Source organism: Oscillospiraceae bacterium (assembly GCA_034925865.1).
In the GTDB taxonomy this organism is placed as follows: Bacteria; Bacillota; Clostridia; order Oscillospirales; family SIG627; genus SIG704.
This window is the reverse complement of sequence record JAYFRN010000011.1, coordinates 97,159-123,190: the sequence shown is the minus strand read 5'-3', so window position 1 is coordinate 123,190 and position 26,032 is coordinate 97,159. Positions and strand designations below refer to the sequence as shown.

Genomic DNA, 26,032 nt, shown 5'->3' with positions numbered 1-26,032 from the left:
TCTTCGCACTTTGGACATTGCCGCTAAATGGACTAAACCTTACCCAAACTGGAGCGTTGTCCGCGGCAAATTGGATATTTTATTTGGCGATGGATGGGATCGGTAATTTAGAGTGTTTACACAATGAGCTTGACAAGGTCTAATTACCGCTCAAAGTGAGAAAAGGCTCTGGTATATTGACATTTCTCTCTTATAAAACAAGGCCTGTATAATGCCATTTTAATAACATACGATAGTAACTGCTTTTATTAAAAATAGATACCTTATAAATCTGTTATATCTTGCTGTGTATTGCTCTTACTTGTTGCACTTTGTTTTAATTAAAGTGGTAACTAAAGTAACCGCTTTTGCAGGTATATACACAGGCAAAAACGCAAGCAGATACAGAAGCAGATTTAAGTTTTTAGCTACTGTTGGTTTTTGTTGGGTTTTTACATAAAATAAAGCTAAAGAAAATACCTGTATTTATACTAAAAATAGCATAAACACAGGTTTTTTTCATGGTTGCGGGGATGGGATTTGAACCACATGACCTCCGGGTTATGAGCCCGACGAGCTACCGAACTGCTCTACCCCGCGATAAATATTAAATTTTGGTGCCGGAAACCGGGGTCGAACCGGCACGAGGTGTTAACCTCACGGGATTTTAAGTCCCGGGCGTCTGCCAATTCCGCCATTCCGGCATATTACGCTTGCTTTTCGGCGGGTCTTTCTCTGTCGACCTGTATATATTAACATATGTAATTCGAAAAGTCAAGCGTTTTACCGAAATTATTTCAGAATTCCATTTTTACGTCTTGCTTCTTTGCTTCTTCCGCTTCAAAGAACTCTTTTTGCTGAAGCTTCATGAGTGAAGCGACGATATTGCTCGGAAAGGTTACTATACTTGTATTGAACGCAGTAACATTGCTGTTGTAAAGTCTTCTGGCTGCCTGCAGATGTTCTTCGGTGTCGGCTGCTGCAAGCTGAAGCTGTTTAAAGTTTTCGTTGGAAAGAAGAGTCGGATATGCTTCTCCTACGACTGATATCCCGCGAAAGCCTTCGTTAATATTTTTATCGGCTTCTTTCATTTCACTGCCGGACATACCCTTGCGCAAACGGACTGTTTCCGTTAAAACTTCTTTTTCGTGCTTTGCGTAACCTTTTGTGATATCAAGGAGCTTGACAAGCACATCATAACGTTTGGTTAACGCCACCTCGATGCCGGATGCCGCTTCTTCAACCTTGATGTTCAGCGAACGCAGATTATTGTATATTGCGATATACACAAAAACGAGAATCACGATGGCAATTGCTGCATAAATCATTGAAATGTTGTCCTTTCTGGCTGCGATTTATTCAATATAAATATTGATGAATTGAAGGCTGATAAAACTACTTTAAGTACAATTCTTTCCGTATAAATCGTTCATTTAATATCAGAGGCAAAAGCCGAGGGCGTATATGAAGTGTCAGAACCGGAAGGGGAAAGAATTGTGTCTACCAGTTCTGTGAACGTGGCTATATCGGAAAAAGCTTTTTGACGCATTTCTGAAATGCTCTCGTTGCTTACGATATTCATTTCAAATGCGTCCTCTCGGTTGTCAACAGCGACATGAAGCTTCCCTTGAGTAAAGCAAAGATAAATTCTTCCTTTGTTCTCAGATTCTGATTTTTGAATACGTTCCATTAACTGAGGAGTAAGTATGTAAAACGCGTTATGAGGATCCGCTGCGTATACTTCAAATTTTTTATTGAATTCGACACTTTCCATTTCAACCTTTTGTTTGTTGTCGAAGCTGAAAGCTCTTCCGATTGACGAAAACAGCGTTCCGCCGAATCCGTTTTCCCGAACGATCAAATCAGTCGCGAACTGCTTGTTAAAATCGAATATCGCATATCTGCCCTTGAACCGTGTTTCCTCTGTAGTGTGAGTATGACCCTGGGCATCTGTTGTGGTCGATACATGAATGAGCGAAATATCTGACTGAACAAAAGAAATATCTTTATATTTACCGCTTACATAATCGCTGCCTTGCATTTTGTCCCAGCCGAACGGCATTATTCTACAATTTTCGATGGTATTACCGTCTATATACCTTTTTTTATCATATATAAGGTCATTAAACACCTCGGACAGAGCAGAACGAACTATTTTCTCAGAATGGAAATTACGCAGAGCGCTGATATTCTTGTTCCCCGCCACAACGGCATATATAAAGATCGAAACGATCAAAAGGATTGTAATAATTGGGGACTGCGTGATAACTAACGCAAGAAGAGAAATCAGCCCAAGTATGACCATTATAATCACAGATTGCTTAGCTTTGCTTTTCAGAAGCTTGAATTCATCTTCCAGCCCTGACTGACTTGTGCCTGAAACAGAGGCTTGATCGGCAGAACCGACCTTGGATCCGCACTCGGAACAGAACATGGCGTTATCCGGAATACTTGACCCGCAATTCTGGCATTTCATATAAATGATACATTCCTATAAATAAATCAAATTTTACATATTATATCATATGAAATGTTTAATGTCAATATTTCAACCCGCCATGTTCCTTTTCAACTTTTCAATTATCTTTTTTTCCGCTCTTGATATTCTGACCTGTGTGGAATCCAGAAGCTTTGCGCATTGTTGTTGGGTGAGACCTTTAAAATATCTGAGCCTGATAATGAGTTTTTCATCATCGCTGAGAAGCGATATTGCTTCTGAGAGAGCAATACTGTCGACAACCTCGGAAAGGGAATCGTCTCCTATAACATCCTCCAGAGTAAAGTCGTCATCGTCTCCGCGCTTTTCGTTAATTGAAAGAACGGGACGCGAAGCTTCAATAGCACATACGGCATCCTCCTCGGATATCGCGGTTCCTTCTATTATTTCAGGCATTGTAGGTTCTCGCCCGTACGCATTCTGAAAGTCCTTTGTAAAGCGAGCAATGATTGAAGCGTTCGATTTTGTAGTACGGGATATTTTAACTAACCCGTCATCACGTAAAAAGCGTTTTATTTCACCCGCGATCAGCGGAACTGCATATGTCGAAAACGCGCAGCCGAAATCGGGCGAAAAATTTCTTATCGCTTTGATCATTCCGACTGCGCCTATCTGCACAAGATCCTCATATTCGGCTCCTCTGCCGCAAAAACGCTGCGCGATGCTTTTCACGAGACCCATATTGCTTTCTGTAATTTTCGAAAGCATTTCGTTATCGCCGCTTTGCGCCGCTTTTATAGCTTCCGCCGAATTTATATGCACATTGTCATATCCGTTTACGTTTCCGATCATTTTATCATGCCAAGCTTTTTCCTCATGGATACCCGCGTTCCTTTTCCCGGTGCTGACTTGACTTTGAGACTGTTCATGAAGCTCTTCATAATAGAAAAGCCCATTCCGCATCTTTCGCTGTCTTTATCGGTAGTGTAAAAAGGTGTCATCGCAAGCGCAATGTCAGGTATTCCGCATCCCTTATCTGTGATTGTTATGTAAATATTCCCGTCGCTTCGGTATTTTGCTTCTAAAGTGATATATCCCGGTTCAGTTTTATACGCATGCACTATGCAATTTGTGACTGCTTCGGAAACTGCTGTCTTTATATCCGCAAGCTCCTCTGGCGTTATGTCCAGCTTTATCACAAATCCTGAAATGCATATGCGTGCAAGCGATTCGTTTTCGGAATTTGAAGGAAATATAAGCTTCATCTGATTCAATATTGTTTTTTTCATTCTATTCCGGCTCCTTTCCCACCGTCCTCCGGCGATATTATTTCAATCATTTTATCTGCTCCGGCCATTTCGAGAATGCGCATTGTCCGTCCGGAAGGATTTGCTAAAGCGAGCGAAATTCCTTGAGACGCGCATTTTCTCAGCCTTCCGAGAATAAAGCCAAGTCCGGAGCTATCCATGAATTCGGTACCGGAAAGATCAATAATTACCTTTTTCGGATGATTATCATCGATTAGAACGTCGGCTTCCTCACGCAATGTGCGTGCCGCGTGGTGATCAATATCGCCTGAGGGCCTGATTGTAAGAATACCATCCGCTGAATATTTAGATTTCATGTGTTTTCCTCCGCGGTTATTGTTCTAGCTCAGTAAGGATCGATCTCTTATTTAGGATTTTAAGATATATGCCATGAAAAAAATGTCATTTTATGCGATTATAATAAAAATTCATTTTTATATTGACTATTTTATTTTTCTTCCGCATATGATATAATTTACTTATATTTTTATAATGCCATACGATAAGTCTCTTACGGGCATTATCAACGTCTCCATATGGCTTTTGCTTTTAATGATTGAAAGGATAATGATGAAATTTAAAAATAATATTCATGGTATCGTATCTGCCGCGCTTCAGCATGTTTTTATATATACTGTTTTATCTGCTTTAATAATCGGTACTGCATTCTTTTTTTCCGGATGTAAACCATCGATGCCGAATATGAGCGAAACCGCGAGAACAAAGCCGGAAACCGGATATGATACGGTCGGGATCGGATCTAAAACAGGAAATACCGACGACCGCATACCGCGTCCCCAGGATCATGGTATAGATGCCTTTTCGGAATATGAGGTCCATACCGCGGATGAGCTTGCCGCTCTTTCTGTTTCTGATGAACTATATAAATCAGAACATACCCCCAGAATTACAATATGCTCCGATATAGAAATCAATCAGGATATAGTTTTTAATCGCGCGGCTTTTTTTATCGTTAACTCAAAAGTAAGTTCTACTGGTGCAAAGCTTTATATTAACGACAAAACGGCTTCATCTGTCGCGTTTTATATAGATAAAAACGGCAGTCTTGAAGGGAAATACGTAAGGGTGAACGCGCCGAAGTGCGATTTATGGTGGGACGGCAATTATGGATTGCCGACAAAACTCACCGTTGATGAACGGATGAACGTCAAAAGCTTTAACGGAGAGCAAATTATCCGCACCGTGCTCGGAGGTGATTCTGATGCCGAAATTCTATCGCTGTCCGTATTTAAAGATAATATTGAATTATCCGGCTTTTCATATAATATTGACGGAAATATAATCGAAGTGAAAATACCCTATTCGGTATCGGATTCCGATATTTCCAAGTTGTCAGTAAGGCTTAGTTGCAGCAGCGGCTGTAAATATTCCATCTCTTCTTCTTCTCCGGAGCGGGAGAAGGGTCTTGAAGGGGAGCTTTTCGCCGTTCTCAGCGATTCTACGGGGCAGACACGAGGTTATTCCATCCGTGCCTCCAGAGTCACATATGATCTTCCGGTGGTTTATATAAATACCGCGGGACACACAGGAATAACTTCAAAGCTTGTTTACACCGATGCAGTGATTTCGATAGATTCGCAGACTTCCGCGCTTTATAATGGCTTGTCTCTGCCGCAGTCTTCAATGAAAATACGGGGAAGAGGCAATTCATCCTGGTTTGCACTTCCAAAAAAAGGATACAGGCTTAAGCTTGATAAAAAAGCGTCTCTGTTCGGTTTGACCGAAAACCGTGACTGGGTGCTTGTGCCGAGTTATGCCGACAAATCGCTTATTCGAAACGTGGTGGCGAGCGCAATGTCAAAGCAGATGGAAAATATAATGTTCACTCCGACGCATGTGCTTGTCGACGTTTTTTTGAACGGCGAATACATCGGCGTATACACATTGGCCGATAAAATCGAAATAGGTCGCGGCAGAGTTGATATTGAAACATCCGATACTGAAGACGATACAGGATATCTTCTTGAGGTGGGCTGGAATTATGAAGAAGAGATGATCTACGGAAAAGAATACTTCGATACACAATATGTGAAGCGTATATGTGTAAAAGAGCCTGAAATCACACAGAAATATACCTCTCAGATGCAATTCATAATGGATTATGTGAAAAAAGCCGAAGCGGCGATAATCGCGCGCTCCGGCTATGAGGAATATATTGATGTCGATGCACTTATCGACTGGCTGATAATACACGAATTTACAAACAATACTGAATCCGCTTTTTACCGGAGCTGTTACATGTTCAAGACAAAAGGCGGTAAAATTGAGATGGGTCCTGTATGGGATTTCGACATGTCCTTCGGCAATTTCTCAGGAGATATTCCGGATTATAACGGCTGGGCTATATCAGAGGCCGCATATGATTATGTCGGAACAACGTGGGCGACATTTCTGATGAAGGATCCGGAATTTAAAACGAAATTTAAAGAAAGATGGAATGAAAAAAAGGAATCGCTTCTGAAAGCCGCTCTTGATACGGTTAATGAAAGCGTAAAAATAATAGATAAATCAAAAGATGAAAACTTCCGCGTCTGGAACATCATGGGCAAGCTGATCGGAGAGGGGAATGTAAATTACCGGGCATATAATACGTACGAGCTTCAGATACAATATCTTGTCAACTTCATCAATACACGATACGCATGGATAGACGATGCCGTCGCTGAATTCTGATTGGTATAACAAACCACCGCGCCGTCCATGTTTCCACGGAGATCTCATAGTTATGATAATGGCTTTCGCCGATGCAAAAAATAAAACGTCGAGTTTTTAGCCCGGCGTTTAATATTAACTCGGCAATTAAATAATCCTTGTTCTTAAGAGAGAAAAGCCCATATTACCAGAGCCATTTCTCTCTTTAAGCGGTAGTTATTTAATTGCCGAGTCAATTATATATAATTTCTAAGTTCAGATAAATTCTTAATACTTTGGTCTTGGACCATATGGATATCTGTCATACGGACATTTGTCATAAGGGCATTTGTCGCGAGGACATTTATCATCATTACACCTATAAGGCGGCCTATATGGCAGCCGGCAGGACGGCGCCCATGGGAAAAAGAAACACAACGGATTTTGTCTCATATTTTTATACCTCCTCATATGTATTATATGTAAATGTCGAAAAATCTGTTAATGTTATTATCGCTGTTTCTCCCACAAGCATTATGAATTGCGTTTTCTGATCAGCAATTCTCAATAATATAGTTCGCCGCTTGCTCCGGGCTTCTGTCTGATACATCAACTTTAATTGTATTTAACGCTTCGTAAAGCGGAAGGCGTACTGTACTTCTGCCTATCACATCATCCGTCCTGATTCCGGCCTTAACATCCTTTATCAGACGGGTCCGCAGCGCCTGTTCGCTGCATACCAAAGATATCAAATGAATTTTACAGTTTGCGGTATAGATATGAGATAGAATATCGTCAATAATAGCCTGTTCGTGCATGACCCAGCAAAACACGATATTTTCATATACCGAGCAGCTTATAAAATTATTCAAAATAAAGCATATGTTTTTCATCACCATTTGCTTTGTTTCGTCGGTTACCCGAAACGGGTGCATATCCCAGCACCAATCTCCGTCAAGAAACACGCTGTTGTCAAGCTTGCATTTCATGATACGACTGGTTGTTGTTTTACCTACGCCCATCGTTCCGCCGATCAGATATATGTTTTTCATAGCATCCTCCTTGCAGTTAACGCTCAATTTTTAAATAAATCATATCAATCAGCTGTTTTCCGTCTTCATACATCAGATGATCGTAATTATCCGTAAAAAAGTTTTTTATTCTGTGCGACTCTGTAAATCCACAGTTTTTATAAAATCTTAACGTGGAAGCACAATCACCTGTTCCGACAAGCATAACCCTGCAATCAGTATAATGGGATAGCAGAAATTCTATCAACTTTTTTCCATAACCTTTTCGCTGATAATCGGGATTTACGGCAATATTTTTTAGTTCATAAATTCCGTCTGATTCTTTCGTCACAACGCATTCTGCTTTCACGCCGTTGTCATCCAAGACGAACATATCGCCGCGTTCAAGATATTTATCCACCATACTTTCTTGTTCGTCAGCGAGTAAAAGTAAATCAATATAGTCTTTTTTTCGTTTTAATACTGGTTTTATATTCATTAATAATGTACCACTCACATAGATCATTTGGATGTTTATAATTAAACGGAAGATACCGATTATTATTAACTCGGCTTTAAATAATAACTTCTAACAAGATTATTTAATTGCCGTTAATAGATTGTTAATCCTAATGGAATTATTAGAAAGGAGAAATTTATGAAAATAATATTTCAAAATATTAATAAAGAACTTAAAAAAATAGGTCTAATTCTTAATGATATTCAGGAAATGCCTTTTATAGAAATTTATAATAAGAATCATGACTGGGATGGTGGGTATGAATCCGGACATGGATATGATGGTGCAAGAGAAGAATTTTATTCTGATTTAAATGAAGAATTTGATTTTCTTATGCAATTTATTACAATTAATAATTTAAAAAAATGTATCTTGGCGCCACTTCACAGTTATAAATACTTTGAGGAATGGTCAGATATTTCAAAAAATGATATCTATCAAATATTAAATAATATATTAAAAAACTATCATATTAATAAGCAAACACAATGTGGTATTGATTTGAATCCTAATGAAAATAAAGTCATATTAAAAAGATTTGTCGAGGGGGGATTTAGGTATATTTCAACAGTTAGTTTCTTTTTCCCTGAAATAAAATTGATTGTTCAGCCTTGGCATCATCTCAATTTATTGTTTTTTCCTTTGGATTATAAAAATATATTATTTATAATAAATCAAATTATTGGTAAATATGATAATTTGGTAATATATGAAGGAGATAAACGTGCATAAACTCGAGGAACCTAAAAAAATCTTATTACAATGATTCAGAGGTGTTAATATGGAATTAGATTTAAATTATTTGAAGTTTGTCCCTATTATCGAAATTAAGCCCTCAATAAAGTATATAGAGATGAATTCTTTTAGCCTTTATTTAATAATGGATATATTTTAAATTTTTAATATATGAGGTGTTATGAAACGAATTGAATTAAAGAAAAAAATTAATGATATTATTTTACCAATATGCAAAGCTGAAGGCTTTGTTCAAAAAAACAAAAGTCTTATGTATTATAAGACAATTGATAATGTTTTAAATGCTATTTTATTTGACACAAGATCTACTGGATATGAGTGTCAGATATTCGTTCAACCATTATATATATCCAACGACTCGCTTGTATTGGGGTTAGGAGATTCAGTATGGCGTATTGATATTAATCATTATAAAAGCTACCATTTAATGCTTGATATGGATGAAAGTGGTATTACAAGTAATATTGAATCCCATGCCATGTTTTTTCAAAAAACTGCTTTTGATTGGTTTGATAATGTAGGTTCTCCTTCAGGTATATGTAAATATATTTGTAGTAATCATAAAGAAAGCAAAATCTTTTACACACCCATTATATGGAAATATGAAGCGAAGGCATATTCTGAATTATATTTAAAGAACTTTTCAAATGCAATAAAATATTATGATTTGTTTGTTAAAGAGTTAAAAGAAGGGAATGCTCGTGGTTGGCGGGATGTGAAAATAGAAGAAATTGAAGAAATGATTAAGGGTATTCAAACATCACCCGAGATAATTCACGGGAAATTAATTCAGACTGCGAAAGAAACGCGTGCGAGAATTGGTATTAATTAAATATTAAATTAACGCATTTATATATTGCCTTTGCGACAGATCTTTATTCCTTCCGCAATGTATCAAGAATCGGTTTCAGGTAGGCTTTATCGGTCCAATCACATTTTTCATCACCCGCAGATATCAGTGCTGTCATCCACGGCTCAAGTTCCGAAGGATCTTTTTTGGCTACGGATTTTCTTAACATCTTACATAGAGTTTTGTCCATTAAGCTCATTGAATCGATATCCCAGGCGCCTCTGCAATAAAACACGGGAATATTTTTTAATTTATCTTTCATATTATGCTCGACAATCTCATGAAAAGCCGCTTCGTTATAAGGAGACGCTCCCACGCAAAAAACAATTAATTTCTTACCTGATAACTGGTCGATGTTCTTTTTTAAAAAAGCAAGCCCCGCAATTCCCGAAGCATATATTCCTCCGCCTAAAATAACAGTATCACAACCCGCAATATCATGTTGATTTGCTTTATCGGTATCGACACAACGAAAACCTGTCTCTTCAGATAGCCAATCAGCATATTTTTTTGTTGCTCCGTATTTAGATTTATATAAAATAATTCCGTTCATTTCATTACAGCTCCTTTAATTCTATTAAATTATAGTTATAGAACCCATATAACATGGCTTATTTAATATAAAACAGCGATTATTATATTGCATTGAATCATAATGATAAAATTATTTCCACGGTCTTGCCTTTCCGAGCCAGCCGTTATCTTCCCAATATTTCTTTTCGGTTGATGAACCCCAACCGGCTTTCTGCATTCCCGCCATCTTGTTGAATATGAAGCGTGTTTTTATACCGATGCGCGGAGGTTTACCATTGGAAAGCTTCTTTGCAAGCTTTGTCATAGCATGCTCGATTCTGTTTTTCTTTTCAGGCTTCACGTCGTCCCAGCATTTTGCCTGAACCGCGATGCCATAGCTCTTTATATAAGGAACACCCCAGAAGAATAATGTTTTCGCAATGCCTCCGGCGGCTTTTCCGGCTCCCGCTCCGGCTGCCGTGGAAATAACGGCGGCTTTCTTTGTAAACATACACCCGCGCGGCTTGTGAGACATCCAATAATTGAATGTCAAGTCGATAAAGGCTTTCATCTGAGCGGACGGCATCATACAGTAATTCGGTGTTGTGAAAATCAATAAATCCGCAGCTTCGACCGAGTCCATGATCACACGCTTTTCGGTGTAATACGGACACTTCGTATCGTCCATAATACAGGAATAACACCCGATACAAAAGTGATTCAGATCACGCGGAAGGAAATACTCGCAAATTTCATTTTTTCCACCGATTTTCTCCGCCAGCATACTTCCGATATGATAGGTGCTGCCTTTGTGGTTTTGCCCGTGAATTAAAACTATTTTCATTATTATTCCATTATTTATATATTTTTCCTGGATTTCGTGTCTAAAAAGCTTACCGATAAGATTGTAATTTAGGGAAAAGAGAGAAAAAACTACTTGTCTTTATATTTAACTTACTGCTATAAAATATTTTGTTTTTACAAATCTCATTATACCAAAAAGCAGAGCCTTTTGCACTGCTTTTCGCAATCTTGGCTCTGATTTTTGTAATTATTATTTACTCGGATTTTAAATAGTTGACGCTTAAAGAGAGAAAAGCTCTGGTATAAGGGCTTTTCTCTCTTATACAACAAGGCTTCGCTGTTTATTATTCTTCAAATTCTGTCTTTTCCATAACCAAAGCAAACAAATTTTCTTTCGATCCTGTCGCAATTGTAACATTAATTATTTTCCAGCCGTTGCTCAGAAATTCATCATTAACTTTCGTTTCCGAAAACCCGAAATCGCCGGTGAAAAAGTGTTGAACGGTTCTCGGTGTCCCTCTTATAATGTAATCGACCGTAACATTGAATAAATCTGCAATCTGCGGGAACAGCGTAACATCAGGATAACAGCCGCCAACTTCCCATTTGCTTATAGATTTGTCGCTGACGCCGAGTTTTGCTGCAAGCTCAAGCTGCGTCATTTTATGTTCTGCTCTTAATTTTGCAATCCTTGTTCCTACTTTTTTCTCATCCATATATAAATTATCCTTTCTGTTTTATGTTTGTATTATAACACGAAAAAAATAAAAGTACACCTGCTTATTTTAGACTAAAAAAACTTAATAACAGATATTTACTCTACCGGAAGTAGAAATTTCTGTTTGTAATATATACTCATTAATGTTTATAATCTCGAAAATACAATCTGAGGTTAATTGAAAATTATGAACGAGGTAATGAAGCGATTATTGTCTCTGAAAAATTATTATTAAAGAGAACAGGAGCCGACCCGGTTTGGTCGACTCCTAAGCTTTTTGCAGCGCGCAGTACTTCAGTAATTAGCATTATACATGACCAGTACATACATTGCGACGGGAGGAGCGGGAGCTTTTTACCCTCCGCCTACTCTGTAAATATAATTATAGCGACTATAAAGCTTTTTCAGAGCTTTGTAGGAATAGTGACTTCATCTCTATTATTTATTGTATATCTTTCCGATGGTAATTTCGCTTCTGTCGGCTTTTTCTCTCTCTCGCTTAAGGTGCGCTTTTGAAATGCCGATATCAAGGAAATCCCATGGCAGAATTTCGTCGCGTGAAAAAGTTCTGTTCGCGAAAAAGGCGACGTCAACGCCGGCTTCCTCGGCGGCCGAAAGCCATTTGTCATAAATAAAATATTCGTCCCAGGCATCGAAGACCTGGCCGTTTCTATATGCTGCCTCAATTACTTTTGAAAGCTTTCTGTTTCCCCTGGCAAAAAAAGCTTCAATACGGCTTACGCGGGCGTCATGGTATGCGTATGATATCTTTTTAGTCCTAACATTTTCTCTGATCAGCTTCTGCTTGCGCATCAGCTCATCCGGCATATTCTGTCCGTCCCATTGAAAAGGTGTGAAAGGCTTCGGCACAAAGCATGAAACACTGATATTTACATTGACACCGCGGCCCTTTGGCTTGCTTTCACTTTTATAATACACATTGACGCATTTTTGCGCGAGATCTGCGATACCGATGACATCCTCGTCTGTCTCAGTGGGAAGTCCGTCCATAAAATAAAGCTTTACCGATGTATGACCGGAATCGAAAGCATAACCCACCGAACGCATAAGATCCTCCTCCGTGACGCCTTTGTTTATGCGGTCGCGAAGCGCCTGGGTTCCCGCTTCGGGCGCGAAGGTAAGAGAAGTCTTTCTGAGGCTGTCCGACTTTTCGAGAAGCTCCTTTGAAAAACTGTCTATGCGCATTGACGGCAGTGATATATTGACCGACTTGGCTCCGCACCAGGATAAAAGCCCGTCGCAGAATTCTTCAAGCTGAGAATAATCGCTGATGCTGAGACAGCACGCGGAAATCTCGTCATACCCTGTATTTTTAAATACTTCCTTTGCTATATCGTTGAGCTTTTGCGCGCTTCTTTCTCTTATAGGGCGGCACACCATTCCGGCCTGACAAAACCTGCATCCTCTAATACATCCTCGGAAAACCTCGAGCGTAATACGGTCATGAACGGCTTCCGTAAAGGGAACGACTTGTTTTACAGGGAAATATGCGTTCTCAAAATCCTTCACATGGCGTTTTTTAATCCGCGCCGGAACATCCGGAAAAAGCGGAGCGAATTTTGAAATCGTACCGTCGGTATTATAATCGACTTTATAAAGCGAGGGTACATAAAAGCCTGAAAGATGAGAAGCGAGACGCAGAAACTCGATTTTTTTCATGCCATCGTCTTTACATTTACGGTAAAGCTCCATGAGCTCCGGCAGGGCTTCTTCTCCTTCGCCTATTGACATGATATCAAAAAAATCCGCAAACGGCTCTGGATTATAGGTGCACGGACCGCCGCAAAGCAGTATCGGCGCTTCACCCAATGGCAGATCCGGCCTCTTATCTGCATAAAACTCGATATCGGCCAGCTCGAGCATATATAAAATGTTTGTATAACACATTTCATACTGAAGAGTAAAGGCGACTATGTCAAAGCTTTTTACAGGATCGGCGCTTTCAAGCGCGTAAAGAGGAACGCCGTTTGTTTTCATGAGCTCGGCCATATCTGGCATGGGCGCGAAACAGCGTTCGCATCTGACAAAGTCAAGCTCGTTAAGGACGCCGTAGAGGATCTTTATCCCAAGATTCGACATTCCGATTTCGTAATTATCAGGAAAGCAGAATGCGACCGAGCACTTGCCTTCTTTATCTTTAATTATTTCGCCGTATTCGCCGCCGATATATCTTGAAGGCTTTGAAACGGAGTCAAGCAGGTTATTTAGTTTTTCAGGTATCATTTGTAATAATGACCAGCCTTTCAATCAAAATGTGAGCTTATGCCTTTTCGGCTTGTCGGAAGAAATTCAGGCACAAAGCTTACCGTCTGAAAGCTTTATCTTTCAGATTTATTGACTCGGCATTTAAATAATTACCGCTTAATGAGAGAAAAGACTCTGGTATATGGGCTTTCTCTCTTATAAACAGGGATTATTTAATCGCCGTTTTAATAAGCACCTTTCTCAGATATTGCCCGGTATATGATCCCGGATTCTGCGCTACCTGTTCGGGAGTTCCGCAAGCGACAAGCGTTCCGCCCTTATCGCCGCCTTCCGGACCGAGATCGATTATATAATCCGATGTTTTGATAATATCAAGATTATGCTCGATGACAAGCACCGTATTTCCGGAATCAACAAAACGGTTCAATACCTCAATAAGCTTTTCGACGTCGGCGGAGTGAAGACCTGTCGTCGGCTCGTCAAGTATATATATGGTTTTTCCCGTGCTGCGTTTTGACAGCTCACAGGAAAGCTTAACGCGCTGCGCCTCACCTCCCGATAAGGTTGTCGATGACTGACCCAGCTTAATATATCCGATTCCGACATCGCACATTGTTTTCAGCTTTCGTGAAATCTGCGGAATGTTCTCAAAGAAAGAGCTTGCCTGAGTAATTGTCATATCAAGCACATCGGCGATAGTCTTTCCTTTGTACCTTACCTCAAGTGTTTCTCGATTGTATCTTTTCCCTTTGCAGACATCGCATGTCACATATACATCCGGAAGAAAGTGCATCTCTATTTTTATTGTTCCGTCGCCGCCGCAGGCTTCGCACCTGCCGCCGCGAAGATTAAATGAAAATCGGTCCTGACCGTATCCCCGCGCTTTTGCGTCGGGCGTTTTTGCAAAAACCGCCCGTATTTCATTGAATAATCCTGTATATGTCGCCGGGTTTGAACGCGGTGTGCGTCCTATCGGAGATTGATCTATCGCGATTACCTTGTCAAGCGCTTCGAGTCCGAGGACGGCTTTGCATTTTCCGGTACGCGTATAAGCGCGGTTCAGCTTTGAGGCAAGCTCCTGAAGCAGTATGCCGTTGACAAGAGATGATTTTCCGCTGCCGGAAACTCCTGTAACCGAGGTAAAGGTACCGAGCGGAATTGAAATGTCGATTCCCTTGAGGTTGTTTTCGCGCGCGTCCAAAACCTTTAGAAAATAACCGTTGCCGGATCTGCGGATGTCCGGCACCTTGATTTTTCTTCTTCCCGACAGGAAATCGCCCGTAATCGATCCCGGCGTGTTCATAACTTCTTGCGGAGTGCCCGCGGCGACTATGTTTCCGCCTTCTATACCGGCTCCGGGGCCGATATCAACTATATAATCGGCGTTTTCCATGGTTTCTTCATCATGCTCGACCACTATAACGGTGTTGCCGATATCTCTCAGCCTTTTCAATGTATCAATGAGCTTTGAATTGTCACGTTGATGAAGTCCGATGCTCGGTTCGTCAAGAATATATAAAACGCCCATCAAAGAGCTGCCTATCTGAGTGGCGAGCCGTATTCTCTGGCTTTCGCCTCCGGACAGAGTTGCGCTTCTCCTTGAAAGCGTCAGGTAATCAAGCCCGACATGTTGTAGAAAAGAAAGCCTGTTTCGTATTTCCTTTGTGATTTCGCGTGAAATCATGGTTTCCTTTTCGGTCAAAGTAAGCTTGTTGATGAATTCCAGAGCGGCGGTAATAGAAAGCCCGGTGAAATCTGCGATCGAAAGTCCACCTACTGTAACCGATAATATTTCCTTTTTAAGACGCTTGCCCTTACATACGGGGCATTCGACATCCTCGAGAAAAGCGTCGTAATATTCGTTGTTGGTTTGTTCAAACCGCTGTTGGATAATGTTGATTATCCCGTCAAAGGAATATGTGAAATCGCGCTTTTGTCCTTCGATTATAAAGCTGCGTGTATGACGTTCGCCGCCTGTGCCGTAGAGAATGGCGTTAAGTGCATCCGGTGAATAATCGCAAAGAGGCGAGTTCAAATCAAGTCCATATTTTTCGAGTACGGCGGTGAGCGTCTTGCCGGACCAGTTATCATTGTCAAGGCTTTTAAAGCCGTTGACCTGAATTGCTCCTTCTGACAGAGAAAGCGAAAGATCCGGAATTACGAGCCGTGGAGATATTATACGCTTCAAGCCAAGACCTCCGCACGCTTCGCACGCGCCGTAAGGATTATTGAATGAAAACATTCTCGGCGCGAGCTCTGCCATGCTGAAGCCGTGTTCTTCACAGGCAAAATTCTGAGACAGTGTGATTATCCTGTCAGGATCGTCAGCGGCTTTATCGACAAATTCTATCATTACAGTTCCGTCTGCGAGGGCGAGCGCGGTTTCGAGCGATCCCGAAAGCCTTCCGAATATATCGCCGTTTATGACAAGCCTGTCAATTACTATTTCTATGGCATGCTTCTTGTTTTTATCGAGAACAGGAGTTTCAGAAAGGTCATAAACGAAGCCGTCAATTCTTACTCTTACATAGCCGTCTGCCATTGCGTCGGCAAGCACCTTTTCATGAAGTCCTTTTTTACCTTTAATGACCGGCGCGAGTATCTGAAAGCGTGTTCCTTCCGGAAACGAAAGTATTTTATCGGCGATCTGATCAACTGTCTGGCCTTTGATTTCCTTTCCGCATACCGGGCAGTGAGGAATGCCGATGTTGGCGTATAACAGCCTGAGATAGTCATATATTTCCGTAACTGTTCCCACGGTGCTTCGCGGATTGCGTGAGGTGGTTTTTTGATCAATTGAAATCGCCGGTGAAAGCCCTTCGATATAATCGACTTCTGGTTTGTCAAGTTGTCCGAGAAACTGACGGGCGTATGAAGAAAGAGATTCCACAAATCGTCTGTATCCTTCGGCGTAGATTGTATCGAAAGCAAGCGAGCTTTTCCCGCACCCGGACAGTCCCGTGAAAACTATCAGCTTATTGCGCGGGATGGACAATGAAATGTTTTTTAAATTATGGGCTCTTGCGCCCGAAATGTATATATCGTCTCTCATATTATTTCCATGTCTTTAAATTTGCTGTAGAATTTGTTTAGCCTTGAAGCGATTTGATTTTATCTCGCAAAGCGGCGGCGTATTCAAAATCAAGCCGTTTTGCGGCGGCTTTCATTTCGGCGGTAAGTGCCTCGAGGCGCTCCTTCTTTGAGCCTGATGTGAGTTTTTCGTTGTTTTTTACGGCGTCTGTGTCGGCATTTTTATCTTTCTTTGTTATCTCAGGCAGGCTTCTTGTGCCTTTTATGATACTCTTCGGGATGATCCCGTGGGCTTCGTTATATGCGTTCTGAAGCTTTCTGCGGCGTTCGGTCTCGTCAATAGCTACACGCATCGAATCAGTGATTTTATCGGCATACATAATAACCTTGCCTTCCGCATGACGGGCCGCGCGTCCTATGATCTGAATAAGAGAACGCTCCGACCTTAAAAAGCCTTCTTTGTCTGCGTCGAGAATCGCGACAAGAGAAACCTCCGGCAAGTCAAGCCCTTCACGCAGAAGGTTAATTCCTACAAGTACGTCGAAAACGCCTTCACGCAGGTCTCGTATCAGCTCCGTACGTTCAAGGGTATCAATGTTGTGATGCAGATACCTGACTTGTATCTCGTGCCCCGATAGATAATCCGTCAGATCTTCGGCCATTTTTTTTGTCAGTGTTATGACAAGACAGCGTTCTTTTTTTGCCGCGCGTATCTTAAGCTCTCCGATAAGGTCGTCAATCTGTCCTTCTGTCGGACGTACATCAATAACAGGGTCGAGAAGGCCGGTGGGACGGATCAACTGTTCCACTATCCGGTCGCTGCGCTGGGTTTCGTATTCGGCAGGCGTGGCGCTTACATAAATCACCTGGCCGAGCTTCTTTTGAAATTCGTCGAATCTCAGAGGACGGTTGTCAAATGCGCTTGGTAGTCTGAAGCCGTAGTTGATTAGATTTTCTTTCCGGGCTCTGTCTCCGGCGCTCATGCCTCTGACCTGAGGAATCGTGACGTGCGATTCGTCAACCATCAGCAGAAAATCGTCCGGGAAATAATCGAGCAGAGTGAAAGGAGTGCTTCCGGGCGGGTTTCCGGCGAAAACCCTTGAATAATTCTCGATGCCGGAGCAGTATCCGATTTCACGCACCATTTCCATATCGTATTTGACCCGTTCGGAAATACGTTGCGCTTCAATAAGCTTGTTATTGGCTTCGTAGAATTTTACGCGCTCCTCGAGCTCTTCTTCAATTTCCGCGATCGCTTTATCGCGGCGCTCCTCTGTTGTTACATAGTGTGTCGCCGGATATATTGCCGCATGGGAAAGCCGTGATTTCACGGAACCGGTAACTGTGTCTATGACGCTGATCCTGTCGACAGTATCGCCGAAAAATTCGATTCTTATGGCGGTATTGCTGCTGTTTGACGGAAAAACCTCGACGACGTCGCCTCTCACTCTGAATCTGTTTCTGGTAAAATCGACATCGTTTCTTTCGTATTGAATCGAAATAAGCTTTTTAATAAGCGCCGCGCGGCTTATTTGGGCATTCTGCCTTACGGAAAGCACAAGGTCCTTATATTCTGAAGGATCACCGAGAGTGTAAATACATGAAACGCTCGAAACGATGATGACATCGCGCCGCTCAAAAAGAGAAGAGGTCGCAGAATGGCGGAGCTTGTCTATCTCGTCGTTGATTGAAGAATCCTTTTCAATATAAACATCTTTTCCCGGGATATACGCTTCGGGCTGATAATAATCATAATATGAAACGAAATATCCGACGGCGTTATTCGGGAAAAATTCGCGGAATTCGCCGCAAAGCTGCGCCGCGAGCGTTTTATTGTGCGAGAGGATCAGCGTTGGGCGGTTGACCTGGGCTATTACATTTGCCATCGTAAAGGTTTTTCCGGAACCCGTAACGCCCAATAATGTCTGCTCCTTAAGTCCGCACTGCAATCCGTCGACAAGCTTTGCTATTGCCTCGGGCTGATCCCCGGTCGGCTTATACTGACTGACAAGTTCGAATTTGTTCAATTTGAGCTCACCTTATTATAAATTTAAATTTTATCGGCAGAATACTGAGCTATATATCTTAAAAAATAATCTTTGCTTATACTTGTATATTTATTTTCGGCAACAATAAAATGATCTAGCAGAGTGACCTGAAGCGAGGCAAGAAAGCCTCTTAGCTTTCTTGTGGTATCGAGATCGTCCTGAGACGCGATCGGCAACCCTGACGGGTGATTATGTGCAAGTATCACCGCAGACGCTTTTTTTAGTATTGTGGTCTCTGCAAGTTTGCGCATGGAAAGGTGAGCGGAGTTTACGCTTCCTTCAAAAATGATTTCATCGCATATGACCCTGAGGCTATTGTCCAGGAAAAGAGCGACGACCTTTTCGTCCTGACATCCGACATATTTCGATACTAAATACGCGCCGATTCTGTCATAATCGGGAAGAGTGTCTCCTATTGAGAATTTATCTTCGCAATATCGCTTTGAAAGGGCGGGAATGAGCTTTAACAGAAGCGCAGTGTGTTCTCCAACGCCGGGTACGGATAACAGGTCGTCGTAAGGAGCGTCGAGGACGCCGGCGACAGAGCCATATTTATCTATAAGCGCGTGCGCGGTATCGTTGGTGTCCGTGAAAGGAACAGAATAAAAAAGCAGCAGCTCTATCACGTTGTGCGGTGCGAAGGAATCAAGTCCTTCGTCAAGAAACCGTTGCTTTACGCGCGCTCTGTGACGCGAATGTATATTTTTTTCCTTGGGCTCCTGTGCCATAGGTTTACCGCTCCTTAAAGCTCATGGAAGATATATAAATGTAATCAATATATTATAACAAATCGTTGAGCCAATGTCAAATAATATAAATGATATGAGTTAAAAATAATACTGTATATCTGTTCGCGTAAAGAAAATTTGTTTCAATATATATTATTAAAACAGAAATTAAATAATTCTTGTTTTATAAGAAAGAAAAGCCCATATACCAGAGTCTTTTCTTTCTTGACGGTATTTATTTAGTTATATGGAGCGCATAAATGATAAAATATACATATCTCATTGTACAAAAAACTCTTAAGCTCAATGATGGATTAATAATATAAATCTAAATCAATGTAGATCGGAATAAAACATGAAAGCTTTTTTGATAATGTTAACAAATAAATATTCAAAGCCGAAAATCCTGCTTTATTCAGTGATATTTCTTGCATTGCTATACATAGTATCCGAGCAAATATTATTTGTATTTCAAAGAACGGAAATTAAAAAATTCATAAACGATTATTTTGATGATATTCAGGCTTTGAATGATTATTCATCATTCAGCTGCGGCAGTCCGCAAAATACCGATATTGCTGATAAAAAATTCAGAGAACTTGAAGCGTTATTTAATAATTATTATGCGGATAATTCAAGCAATAATTCTGTCAAACAGCATAGTATTGATGTACTTAAAAATGATCTTAAAGACATTTTATCAGGAGCAAGCGCTATTTATAAATATGATCTTGATGAAATTGATATAAACTTAAAAATTGCCAAACTTGAATTTGTCAGTCAGAATATAAATAATTAAAATATCAATATATTTTATTTTATTAAAATTCGCCGCGGTTTATTCCGCGGCGAATTTATTTTAGTTTAAACCTTTACAATTTTAAATCATAAAAATATAAAACAGGAATATAAAATTAATATATAAGCTCTTGAATTATCGCGATGTTTTTGTTATTATATACGAATAAAATGATTGATGAATGAGAGATTATTGATTATTATGAAGCTATCTGAAAAAAAGCCTTCGGCATCAAACATTATTACATATATACAGGCCGCTTTGTTCGCGGCTATGATATTGTTTTCCATAACGATGTCTGCGATAAGCCCGGCTTCGGTTCCCGCATTTAATCCTATTCCGGAGGATCCGGCGGAGACACTCGGCATATTCGATCTCAAAGGCAATTATGACGGCGCTATTAACAATAATTATGTAATTTCGCCTTTGTTCGGTTCACAAAAAGGCAAGAATCTGGTTATTGTAAAAATTGATTCGCTTTGCCGCGCTGTGACAGACGCAGGCTTCGCGCCTAAAATCACATCATTCATAAATTCATCGAGTTGTTTCGATAATTATTATTCGTTCGGCGGATATACTCCGACTGACACTGATTTTGTAATAAACACATCCGTTCCTTCCCCGGCTCTTTCGGACGCGTTGTCATATTTATCAGAAAAAAGTATCATTTCTCTTTCTTCGGTGCTTAAAGAAAACGGTTTTTCTTCCGCTTCGGCTTTTTTTACATGCGACTCGCATCTGGGCGGCAGAGACAAACTTTTCAAGCTTCTAGGATTTGATGTAAACAATACCGCTGCCGCTTCATCCGCTTATGACGCGGCGGCTAAATATATCTCAGAAAGTAAAGAATCCGTATTTGTATACATAGAAGACGCTTCAATTGAATATCCCTTTTGCTCTGCTTCGACAGAGAAAACCGGACTTGCCGGCGCGTATGGAGCGGTTGTCGTAAAAGCTGACGGTAAATTCGGAGCGTTTACGGACACATTGAAAAATAAAGGACTTTTGGAAAACACAGTTATAATTCTTGTCGGCGGCGGGAGCGCAATTGATTACAATAAAAAATCAGATGTTACTTCAATTAATTCAATAATGCCCGAAGATCAAAAATATACCGCCGAAGATTATTTTCACGCTCCTCTCGCGATATATTATGACGGTATCAATCCAAAGAATTATAAAGCGATATGCGGAAGTACAGATATTTACCCGACGGTTCTTGACCTTTTCGGAATCAAGCAAACCGAGCTTGCGTTTTTCGGCGTGAATATCCTTTCAGAAGATAATGAAGCGGAAGAAGAACAGCATTATTCAATCCCTCTTGGCTGGCCTTTACGTGATGGATCGTTCGTATCGGATAAACTGATTTTCGCAAAAACACAAGCAAGCTTTTCTATATTATACCATACCGAAAATGACGGAAAGACCGCCGCAAGAAGTGAAGCGACTCCGTATACCAAAAGAATAAACAGTATTTTCAAAGAAGCCGAGCTTTACCTTTCACTTGAACTTCCAGGTATTATTAAAGAAAAAGGAGAAGAAGAGGCATATAAAAAATTTTACGCGGTAAAAAAGCGTGAAACAAAACTGGAGTCATATCCGCCTGCCTCTGTTGTGAAACCTGAAATGTATAAACCCGAAATCGATCTTACATACCGCGCAAAAATATTTACCGCTTGTGAGTTAAACGGTAAATATGACGGCACAATATCTTCCGGCAATATGATATCTTTAAGGCCAAAGGCGGATATCGGCACATTCGTATCCAATCCGATCGACATAGGAGCATTTAAAAAGCTGTATCTTTCCTGGAACGCTTCGCTCAGAGGCGGAAAAATATCCTTATCCGTTGCTCTTGAAAGGAAAGACGGGACGTTTACAGATTATTATTCCTGGGGAACGCGCAGCGCGAAAAAAACTGAAAACGCGAGTGCTTCACGTTCCGATAACGATGCTTCGCTTGATATAGACACTCTTTTAGTTCGTTCGCAGATTACAGGCCGTGTAATAGTGCGGGCTGAGATAACACGAGGGTCATCCTTCTCTCCCGAAATATATAATATCACATTCACGACCGACGGAGAACCGTCAGCATCCTTTACTGACCGCCGGAGCAGCGGAGTTACCTCAATAAAACTGGACACCTCACCGCGCTCTCAGAATAAAATCCCCGATATAGGAAGCGTAATATGCAGCCCGACATCACTTTCGATTGTTTTGGATTATTTGGGTAAAAACATTCCTACCGCTTCGGTAGCCGCGGGGGTGAAGGACAATGCCGAGGGAATATACGGCAACTGGTCGTTCAATGTGGCATATGCCGCTGAAAATGGATTCTTTGCTTATGTCGATTTGTATAATGACGCGGCACTGGAAAGCGCTGTTATCGCGGGCACTCCTGTTGTTTGTTCGATTGCAACATCAAGCGTCGATGAACTTAAAGGTTCTACGTCGGCATATCCCGCGGGGCATCTTCTCTGTGTTATCGGCTTTGAAACCAAAGACGGGCAAATGTACTATATAGTAAACGATCCCTGTTCATCTGACGATGAAAGCGCGTTGCGCGAATATAAAAAGGACGAATTTTTACGTGCCTGGAACGGAATAGTATATATAATTCAAAAAAGGCCGGAAACCGGTTCTTTCCGTATCGGAGAAGGGACCTCTGAAATGCTTGACGTAATAGTCGATTATATTGACGAGGATACACTCGGCCGTCCGGGAGATGTGACCACGAAAAAGTGGATCGTAATTCATAATACAGGCAATTATTCATCTACCGCGGATGCAAAGATGCACAACGAATATATACATAAGTCTACATATAGTTCGACTACCTCGTGGCATTATACCGTTGACGATCATTCGATTTATCAGCATATACCGGATAATGAAAGAGCCTTTCACGCCGGAGACGGCGGATGGGGTGAAGGCAATGCCTACGGAATTGGCATTGAAATATGCGTCAATGAAGGCGGCGATTTTTATGCGGCGCTCGATAATGCGGCTCAGCTTGTGGCAGAGCTAATGATAAAAAACAATCTGACCATGAGCAGTATCAAGCAGCATTATGATTTTAACGGAAAGAATTGTCCGCAGGAAATACGCGAACGCGGTCTGTGGGGAAGCTTTCTTGAAAATATAAATAACAGGTATATCAGACTCAAGGAGAGTATAAAAAAATGAGTTTCAATAAAAAGCTGTTTTCAATAATTCTTGACCGTGCGCGCGGCGATCGAAGCTGGAGACAGTTTTCGCTTGACAGCGATATCAGTTATGTACAGATGCGTAAGCTTGCCCAGATGCAGCAGGAAAATCCGCCCCGCGTAAAGCTTATTAAAAAGCTTGCTCAGAATTCTTTAAACGATATTGCCTATGATGATTTATTATTCTGTGCGGGAGTAAATTTCGGAAATGAAAAAAGACTGCCGGTCAGCTCGAACTCCATTAAACAGGGCGATTTGTTTTATGAACAATTTCTTTCCTTGTCAATCGGACAAAGAAAAATGATATGTGATTTCATGGATTTTTTATCAAACCGATGAAGACTAGATTTGATAATTTTCTGAAAAAAACAAGCGCGGCGGTAAATGAATACTATTCGTCATTGGAATTCAAGTATATCGCTCCTCCCGAGCTTAAGCGAGGCGTCGGAATGTATTTTGAGCGCGGCGGAAAAAGGCTGCGCCCAGGTATTCTTTCCCTTTGCGCCGGAGCGACAGGCGGCGCCGATGCCGTTTTGCGCGCTCTTCCCGCTGCTTGTGCCGTTGAGCTTTATCATAATTGGACGCTTATACATGACGATCTCATAGACGGCGACAATGTTCGCCGAGGAGGACCCAGCGTGCATAAAGCGACATCTGACGAGATGCCGGAGCTTATTTCAGGCGTAATTTCACGAGAAGATGCAGATAAATACGGTGCCGCAAACGCAATACTTTCCGGAGACGCGCTTCACGCGGCGGCCATATCGGTCATTAGCTCAATGAAGGGCGTTTCTGATACGATTAAGTTAAAGCTTGTCACTCTGATGGAAGACAGGCTTACGGGCTCCTTGCTGGAAGGCGAGGCGCTTGACACGCGTTTTGGAATCGTGACAAAAAATCTTGACTCAATGCTCACCATTACGGAAGATAAAATAATTGATATAATGCGTAAAAAGACCGGCGAGCTCTTCGGATATGCCGCTGTATGCGGAGCGATTATCGGATTGGATTTGTCAGATGATTCATCGGAGATCCCTGAAGCTCTAAGAGGCTTTGCTGAGGATTGCGGAGTCGCTTTTCAGCTTGCGGATGATGTGCTTGGCATAATCTCCGATGAAGAAACACTCGGGAAACCCATAGGCGGAGATATCCGGGAAGGGAAGAATACTCTTGTATTGAGATATGGTTATAATAACGCTTCAGAAGATAATAAGCAGATTTTAAGATCGGTTGTCGGAAACCGGAATGCCGGTTCTGACGATATAAAAAAAGCTGTGTCAATTCTTATAAATTCCGGCGGAATCGAATATGCGAAAAAACGCGGAAGCGAATATATCGCTTCCGCGCGTAAAAAGCTTACGGTTGTTCAGGATTCAGAATATAAGGAGCTTCTGAATGATTGGGCGGATATGATGATATTCCGAATCAGGTAAAAATAAAATTTTTTGTGACACGGTATAGCTCGGAAGCATATAATGAAAATCCGATTTCGGTTGGATGAGGATCATCTGTGCGGTAAAAATCCTGCAAATGAGGCATAAGTGTTCTGCCGCATATATATTTTATACCATATTTTTCACAACAGCTTTCAATAACTGAATATACCAATGCCCACCTGTCGGTGTCCTCCTTTTTAAAGGGATTCACGCATAACGGAGCTTCACGGTAATACCAGATAGGGCTTATTGCGATGATGGGTATTCCTGAATATGTATCACGTAAAACAGAAAAAAACCTGTCTGTGTTTTGTCTGACAAAATTATCGGAAACGGTAAGAGCGGTGTCGTTTGCGCCGTATGCGACAAAAATCACATCCGGGACAAAATTCAATGTTTGATCGATAAAATCCGGACAGAACATCGCACTTCCGACAGCGAGATTTATATATTCACAGTCTTCAAAGCGTGAATATAAATTTGGCAGATTCATTGAAGGATGACTCCCGCAATCGACGCCCTGCGCGATGGAATCTCCTAAAAACATCAGCTTTTTGCCTGTTCTTTTAACGGAACACACACAGCCAAGCGAAAGATTTGAAACAAAGATCTGAGCTATGCAAGGAAAATAAACTGTTATTCTCGGGCTTTTTGAATTCGGAATATATTCTATCCGACCGCTTGATTCACCGCGGCACATATATGAATAAACAAGAACGTCATTTTCATATATATCAAACGCGACCTGCTTTCGGTACGCAAGTCCGAACGTATAATCAAAGGATATTCTTTCGGCATCGGTATAGAAATCCATATATATTCCTGAATCACAGTATGCGCGCATTGCGAAGCTTTCGTTTTTTGAAGTGAAATATTCACGCTGACGCAATGTCATTCGCGCTGGCCAAATTCCGGTATCAGTAAAGACAAGCTCGTGAATGCCATGAAATATTTCATATAGCGTTTTTTTAGAATACTCCATATTGCTGTCTCCTGTTAACACCAATAATATT

The 26,032-nt window shown here is 41.1% G+C and carries 23 protein-coding genes and 2 tRNA genes; 8 read left to right on the top strand and 17 right to left on the bottom strand.

The window, feature by feature from the left end; all coding sequences use genetic code 11:
- Window positions 1-501: 501 nt before the first annotated feature.
- From VB118_06175 to VB118_06145, 7 genes are all read right to left on the bottom strand, one after another.
- A tRNA-Met gene (locus VB118_06175) sits at window positions 502-579 on the bottom strand.
- A gap of 15 nt (window positions 580-594) precedes the next feature.
- Window positions 595-683 (bottom strand) — tRNA-Leu (locus tag VB118_06170).
- Between the two features lie 93 nt (window positions 684-776).
- Window positions 777-1,307, bottom strand: coding sequence for a LemA family protein (locus VB118_06165; protein MEA4832185.1), 531 nt, complete (start codon window positions 1,305-1,307; stop codon window positions 777-779).
- 101 nt (window positions 1,308-1,408) lie between these two features.
- Window positions 1,409-2,455, bottom strand: a complete 1,047-nt coding sequence (locus tag VB118_06160; protein ID MEA4832184.1) for a DUF3137 domain-containing protein — start codon at window positions 2,453-2,455, stop codon at window positions 1,409-1,411.
- A 72-nt stretch (window positions 2,456-2,527) separates the two neighbouring features.
- Window positions 2,528-3,268: a sigma-70 family RNA polymerase sigma factor gene (locus VB118_06155; protein ID MEA4832183.1), complete on the bottom strand. Its 741-nt coding sequence runs from the start codon at window positions 3,266-3,268 to the stop codon at window positions 2,528-2,530.
- Window positions 3,265-3,705 (bottom strand): anti-sigma F factor, encoded by a 441-nt coding sequence (gene spoIIAB, locus VB118_06150; protein ID MEA4832182.1) that lies wholly within the window; start codon window positions 3,703-3,705, stop codon window positions 3,265-3,267. The genes VB118_06155 and spoIIAB overlap by 4 nt, the downstream gene beginning before the upstream one ends.
- Window positions 3,702-4,040, bottom strand: a complete 339-nt coding sequence (locus tag VB118_06145) for an STAS domain-containing protein (GenBank protein MEA4832181.1) — start codon at window positions 4,038-4,040, stop codon at window positions 3,702-3,704. Before VB118_06145 ends, spoIIAB begins: the two co-directional genes overlap by 4 nt.
- A 250-nt stretch (window positions 4,041-4,290) precedes the next feature.
- Here VB118_06145 and VB118_06140 point away from each other — a divergent pair, with 250 nt between their 5' ends.
- Window positions 4,291-6,417 carry a CotH kinase family protein gene (locus VB118_06140; GenBank protein MEA4832180.1) on the top strand — a complete coding sequence of 709 codons (2,127 nt, stop codon included), beginning with the start codon at window positions 4,291-4,293 and terminating at the stop codon, window positions 6,415-6,417.
- Between the two features lie 377 nt (window positions 6,418-6,794).
- A complete protein-coding gene (locus VB118_06135; protein MEA4832179.1) occupies window positions 6,795-6,929 on the top strand; it encodes a hypothetical protein in 135 nt (44 codons plus the stop codon).
- Here the strand turns inward: VB118_06135 and VB118_06130 are convergent, their stop codons facing one another.
- Together VB118_06130 and VB118_06125 are read right to left on the bottom strand one after the other, a co-directional pair.
- Window positions 6,930-7,427 carry an AAA family ATPase gene (locus VB118_06130; GenBank protein ID MEA4832178.1) on the bottom strand — a complete coding sequence of 166 codons (498 nt, stop codon included), beginning with the start codon at window positions 7,425-7,427 and terminating at the stop codon, window positions 6,930-6,932.
- Window positions 7,428-7,443: 16 nt separating this feature from the next.
- The gene (locus VB118_06125) at window positions 7,444-7,884 is read right to left on the bottom strand and encodes a GNAT family N-acetyltransferase (protein ID MEA4832177.1); all 441 of its coding nucleotides are present in this window, start codon (window positions 7,882-7,884) and stop codon (window positions 7,444-7,446) included.
- Between the two features lie 159 nt (window positions 7,885-8,043).
- On the opposite strand from VB118_06125, the gene VB118_06120 reads away from it, so the two are divergent.
- Window positions 8,044-8,637, top strand: coding sequence for a hypothetical protein (locus VB118_06120; GenBank protein ID MEA4832176.1), 594 nt, complete (start codon window positions 8,044-8,046; stop codon window positions 8,635-8,637).
- A gap of 184 nt (window positions 8,638-8,821) precedes the next feature.
- Complete coding sequence (locus tag VB118_06115; GenBank protein MEA4832175.1) at window positions 8,822-9,493, top strand: hypothetical protein; 672 nt, start codon at window positions 8,822-8,824, stop codon at window positions 9,491-9,493.
- A gap of 43 nt (window positions 9,494-9,536) precedes the next feature.
- On the opposite strand, the gene VB118_06110 is transcribed toward VB118_06115, so the two are convergent.
- From VB118_06110 to VB118_06080, 7 genes are all read right to left on the bottom strand, one after another.
- Window positions 9,537-10,064 carry a flavodoxin domain-containing protein gene (locus tag VB118_06110; protein MEA4832174.1) on the bottom strand — a complete coding sequence of 176 codons (528 nt, stop codon included), beginning with the start codon at window positions 10,062-10,064 and terminating at the stop codon, window positions 9,537-9,539.
- Between the two features lie 111 nt (window positions 10,065-10,175).
- A complete protein-coding gene (locus VB118_06105; protein ID MEA4832173.1) occupies window positions 10,176-10,868 on the bottom strand; it encodes an NAD(P)H-dependent oxidoreductase in 693 nt (230 codons plus the stop codon).
- A 304-nt stretch (window positions 10,869-11,172) separates the two neighbouring features.
- Complete coding sequence (locus VB118_06100; GenBank protein MEA4832172.1) at window positions 11,173-11,544, bottom strand: helix-turn-helix transcriptional regulator; 372 nt, start codon at window positions 11,542-11,544, stop codon at window positions 11,173-11,175.
- A 440-nt stretch (window positions 11,545-11,984) separates the two neighbouring features.
- Entirely contained in the window at window positions 11,985-13,790 is a 1,806-nt protein-coding gene (locus VB118_06095) for a TIGR03960 family B12-binding radical SAM protein (protein MEA4832171.1), read from the bottom strand.
- Window positions 13,791-13,980: 190 nt separating this feature from the next.
- A complete protein-coding gene (gene uvrA / locus VB118_06090) occupies window positions 13,981-16,824 on the bottom strand; it encodes an excinuclease ABC subunit UvrA (GenBank protein MEA4832170.1) in 2,844 nt (947 codons plus the stop codon).
- A gap of 37 nt (window positions 16,825-16,861) precedes the next feature.
- On the bottom strand, window positions 16,862-18,829 hold the full coding sequence (gene uvrB, locus VB118_06085; protein ID MEA4832169.1) for an excinuclease ABC subunit UvrB: 1,968 nt from the start codon (window positions 18,827-18,829) through the stop codon (window positions 16,862-16,864).
- Between the two features lie 23 nt (window positions 18,830-18,852).
- The gene (locus VB118_06080; protein MEA4832168.1) at window positions 18,853-19,578 is read right to left on the bottom strand and encodes a JAB domain-containing protein; all 726 of its coding nucleotides are present in this window, start codon (window positions 19,576-19,578) and stop codon (window positions 18,853-18,855) included.
- A 373-nt stretch (window positions 19,579-19,951) separates the two neighbouring features.
- Here VB118_06080 and VB118_06075 point away from each other — a divergent pair, with 373 nt between their 5' ends.
- The 4 genes from VB118_06075 (at window position 19,952) to VB118_06060 (ending at window position 25,016) form a co-directional block, all read left to right on the top strand.
- Window positions 19,952-20,377: a hypothetical protein gene (locus tag VB118_06075; GenBank protein ID MEA4832167.1), complete on the top strand. Its 426-nt coding sequence runs from the start codon at window positions 19,952-19,954 to the stop codon at window positions 20,375-20,377.
- Between the two features lie 201 nt (window positions 20,378-20,578).
- Entirely contained in the window at window positions 20,579-23,563 is a 2,985-nt protein-coding gene (locus VB118_06070; GenBank protein ID MEA4832166.1) for an N-acetylmuramoyl-L-alanine amidase, read from the top strand.
- Window positions 23,560-23,922, top strand: coding sequence for a hypothetical protein (locus VB118_06065; GenBank protein ID MEA4832165.1), 363 nt, complete (start codon window positions 23,560-23,562; stop codon window positions 23,920-23,922). Before VB118_06070 ends, VB118_06065 begins: the two co-directional genes overlap by 4 nt.
- On the top strand, window positions 23,919-25,016 hold the full coding sequence (locus VB118_06060; protein ID MEA4832164.1) for a polyprenyl synthetase family protein: 1,098 nt from the start codon (window positions 23,919-23,921) through the stop codon (window positions 25,014-25,016). The genes VB118_06065 and VB118_06060 overlap by 4 nt, the downstream gene beginning before the upstream one ends.
- On the opposite strand, the gene VB118_06055 is transcribed toward VB118_06060, so the two are convergent.
- The gene (locus tag VB118_06055) at window positions 25,009-26,001 is read right to left on the bottom strand and encodes a GDSL-type esterase/lipase family protein (GenBank protein ID MEA4832163.1); all 993 of its coding nucleotides are present in this window, start codon (window positions 25,999-26,001) and stop codon (window positions 25,009-25,011) included. The two genes, VB118_06060 and VB118_06055, sit on opposite strands and share 8 nt — an antisense overlap.
- Window positions 26,002-26,032: the final 31 nt, after the last annotated feature.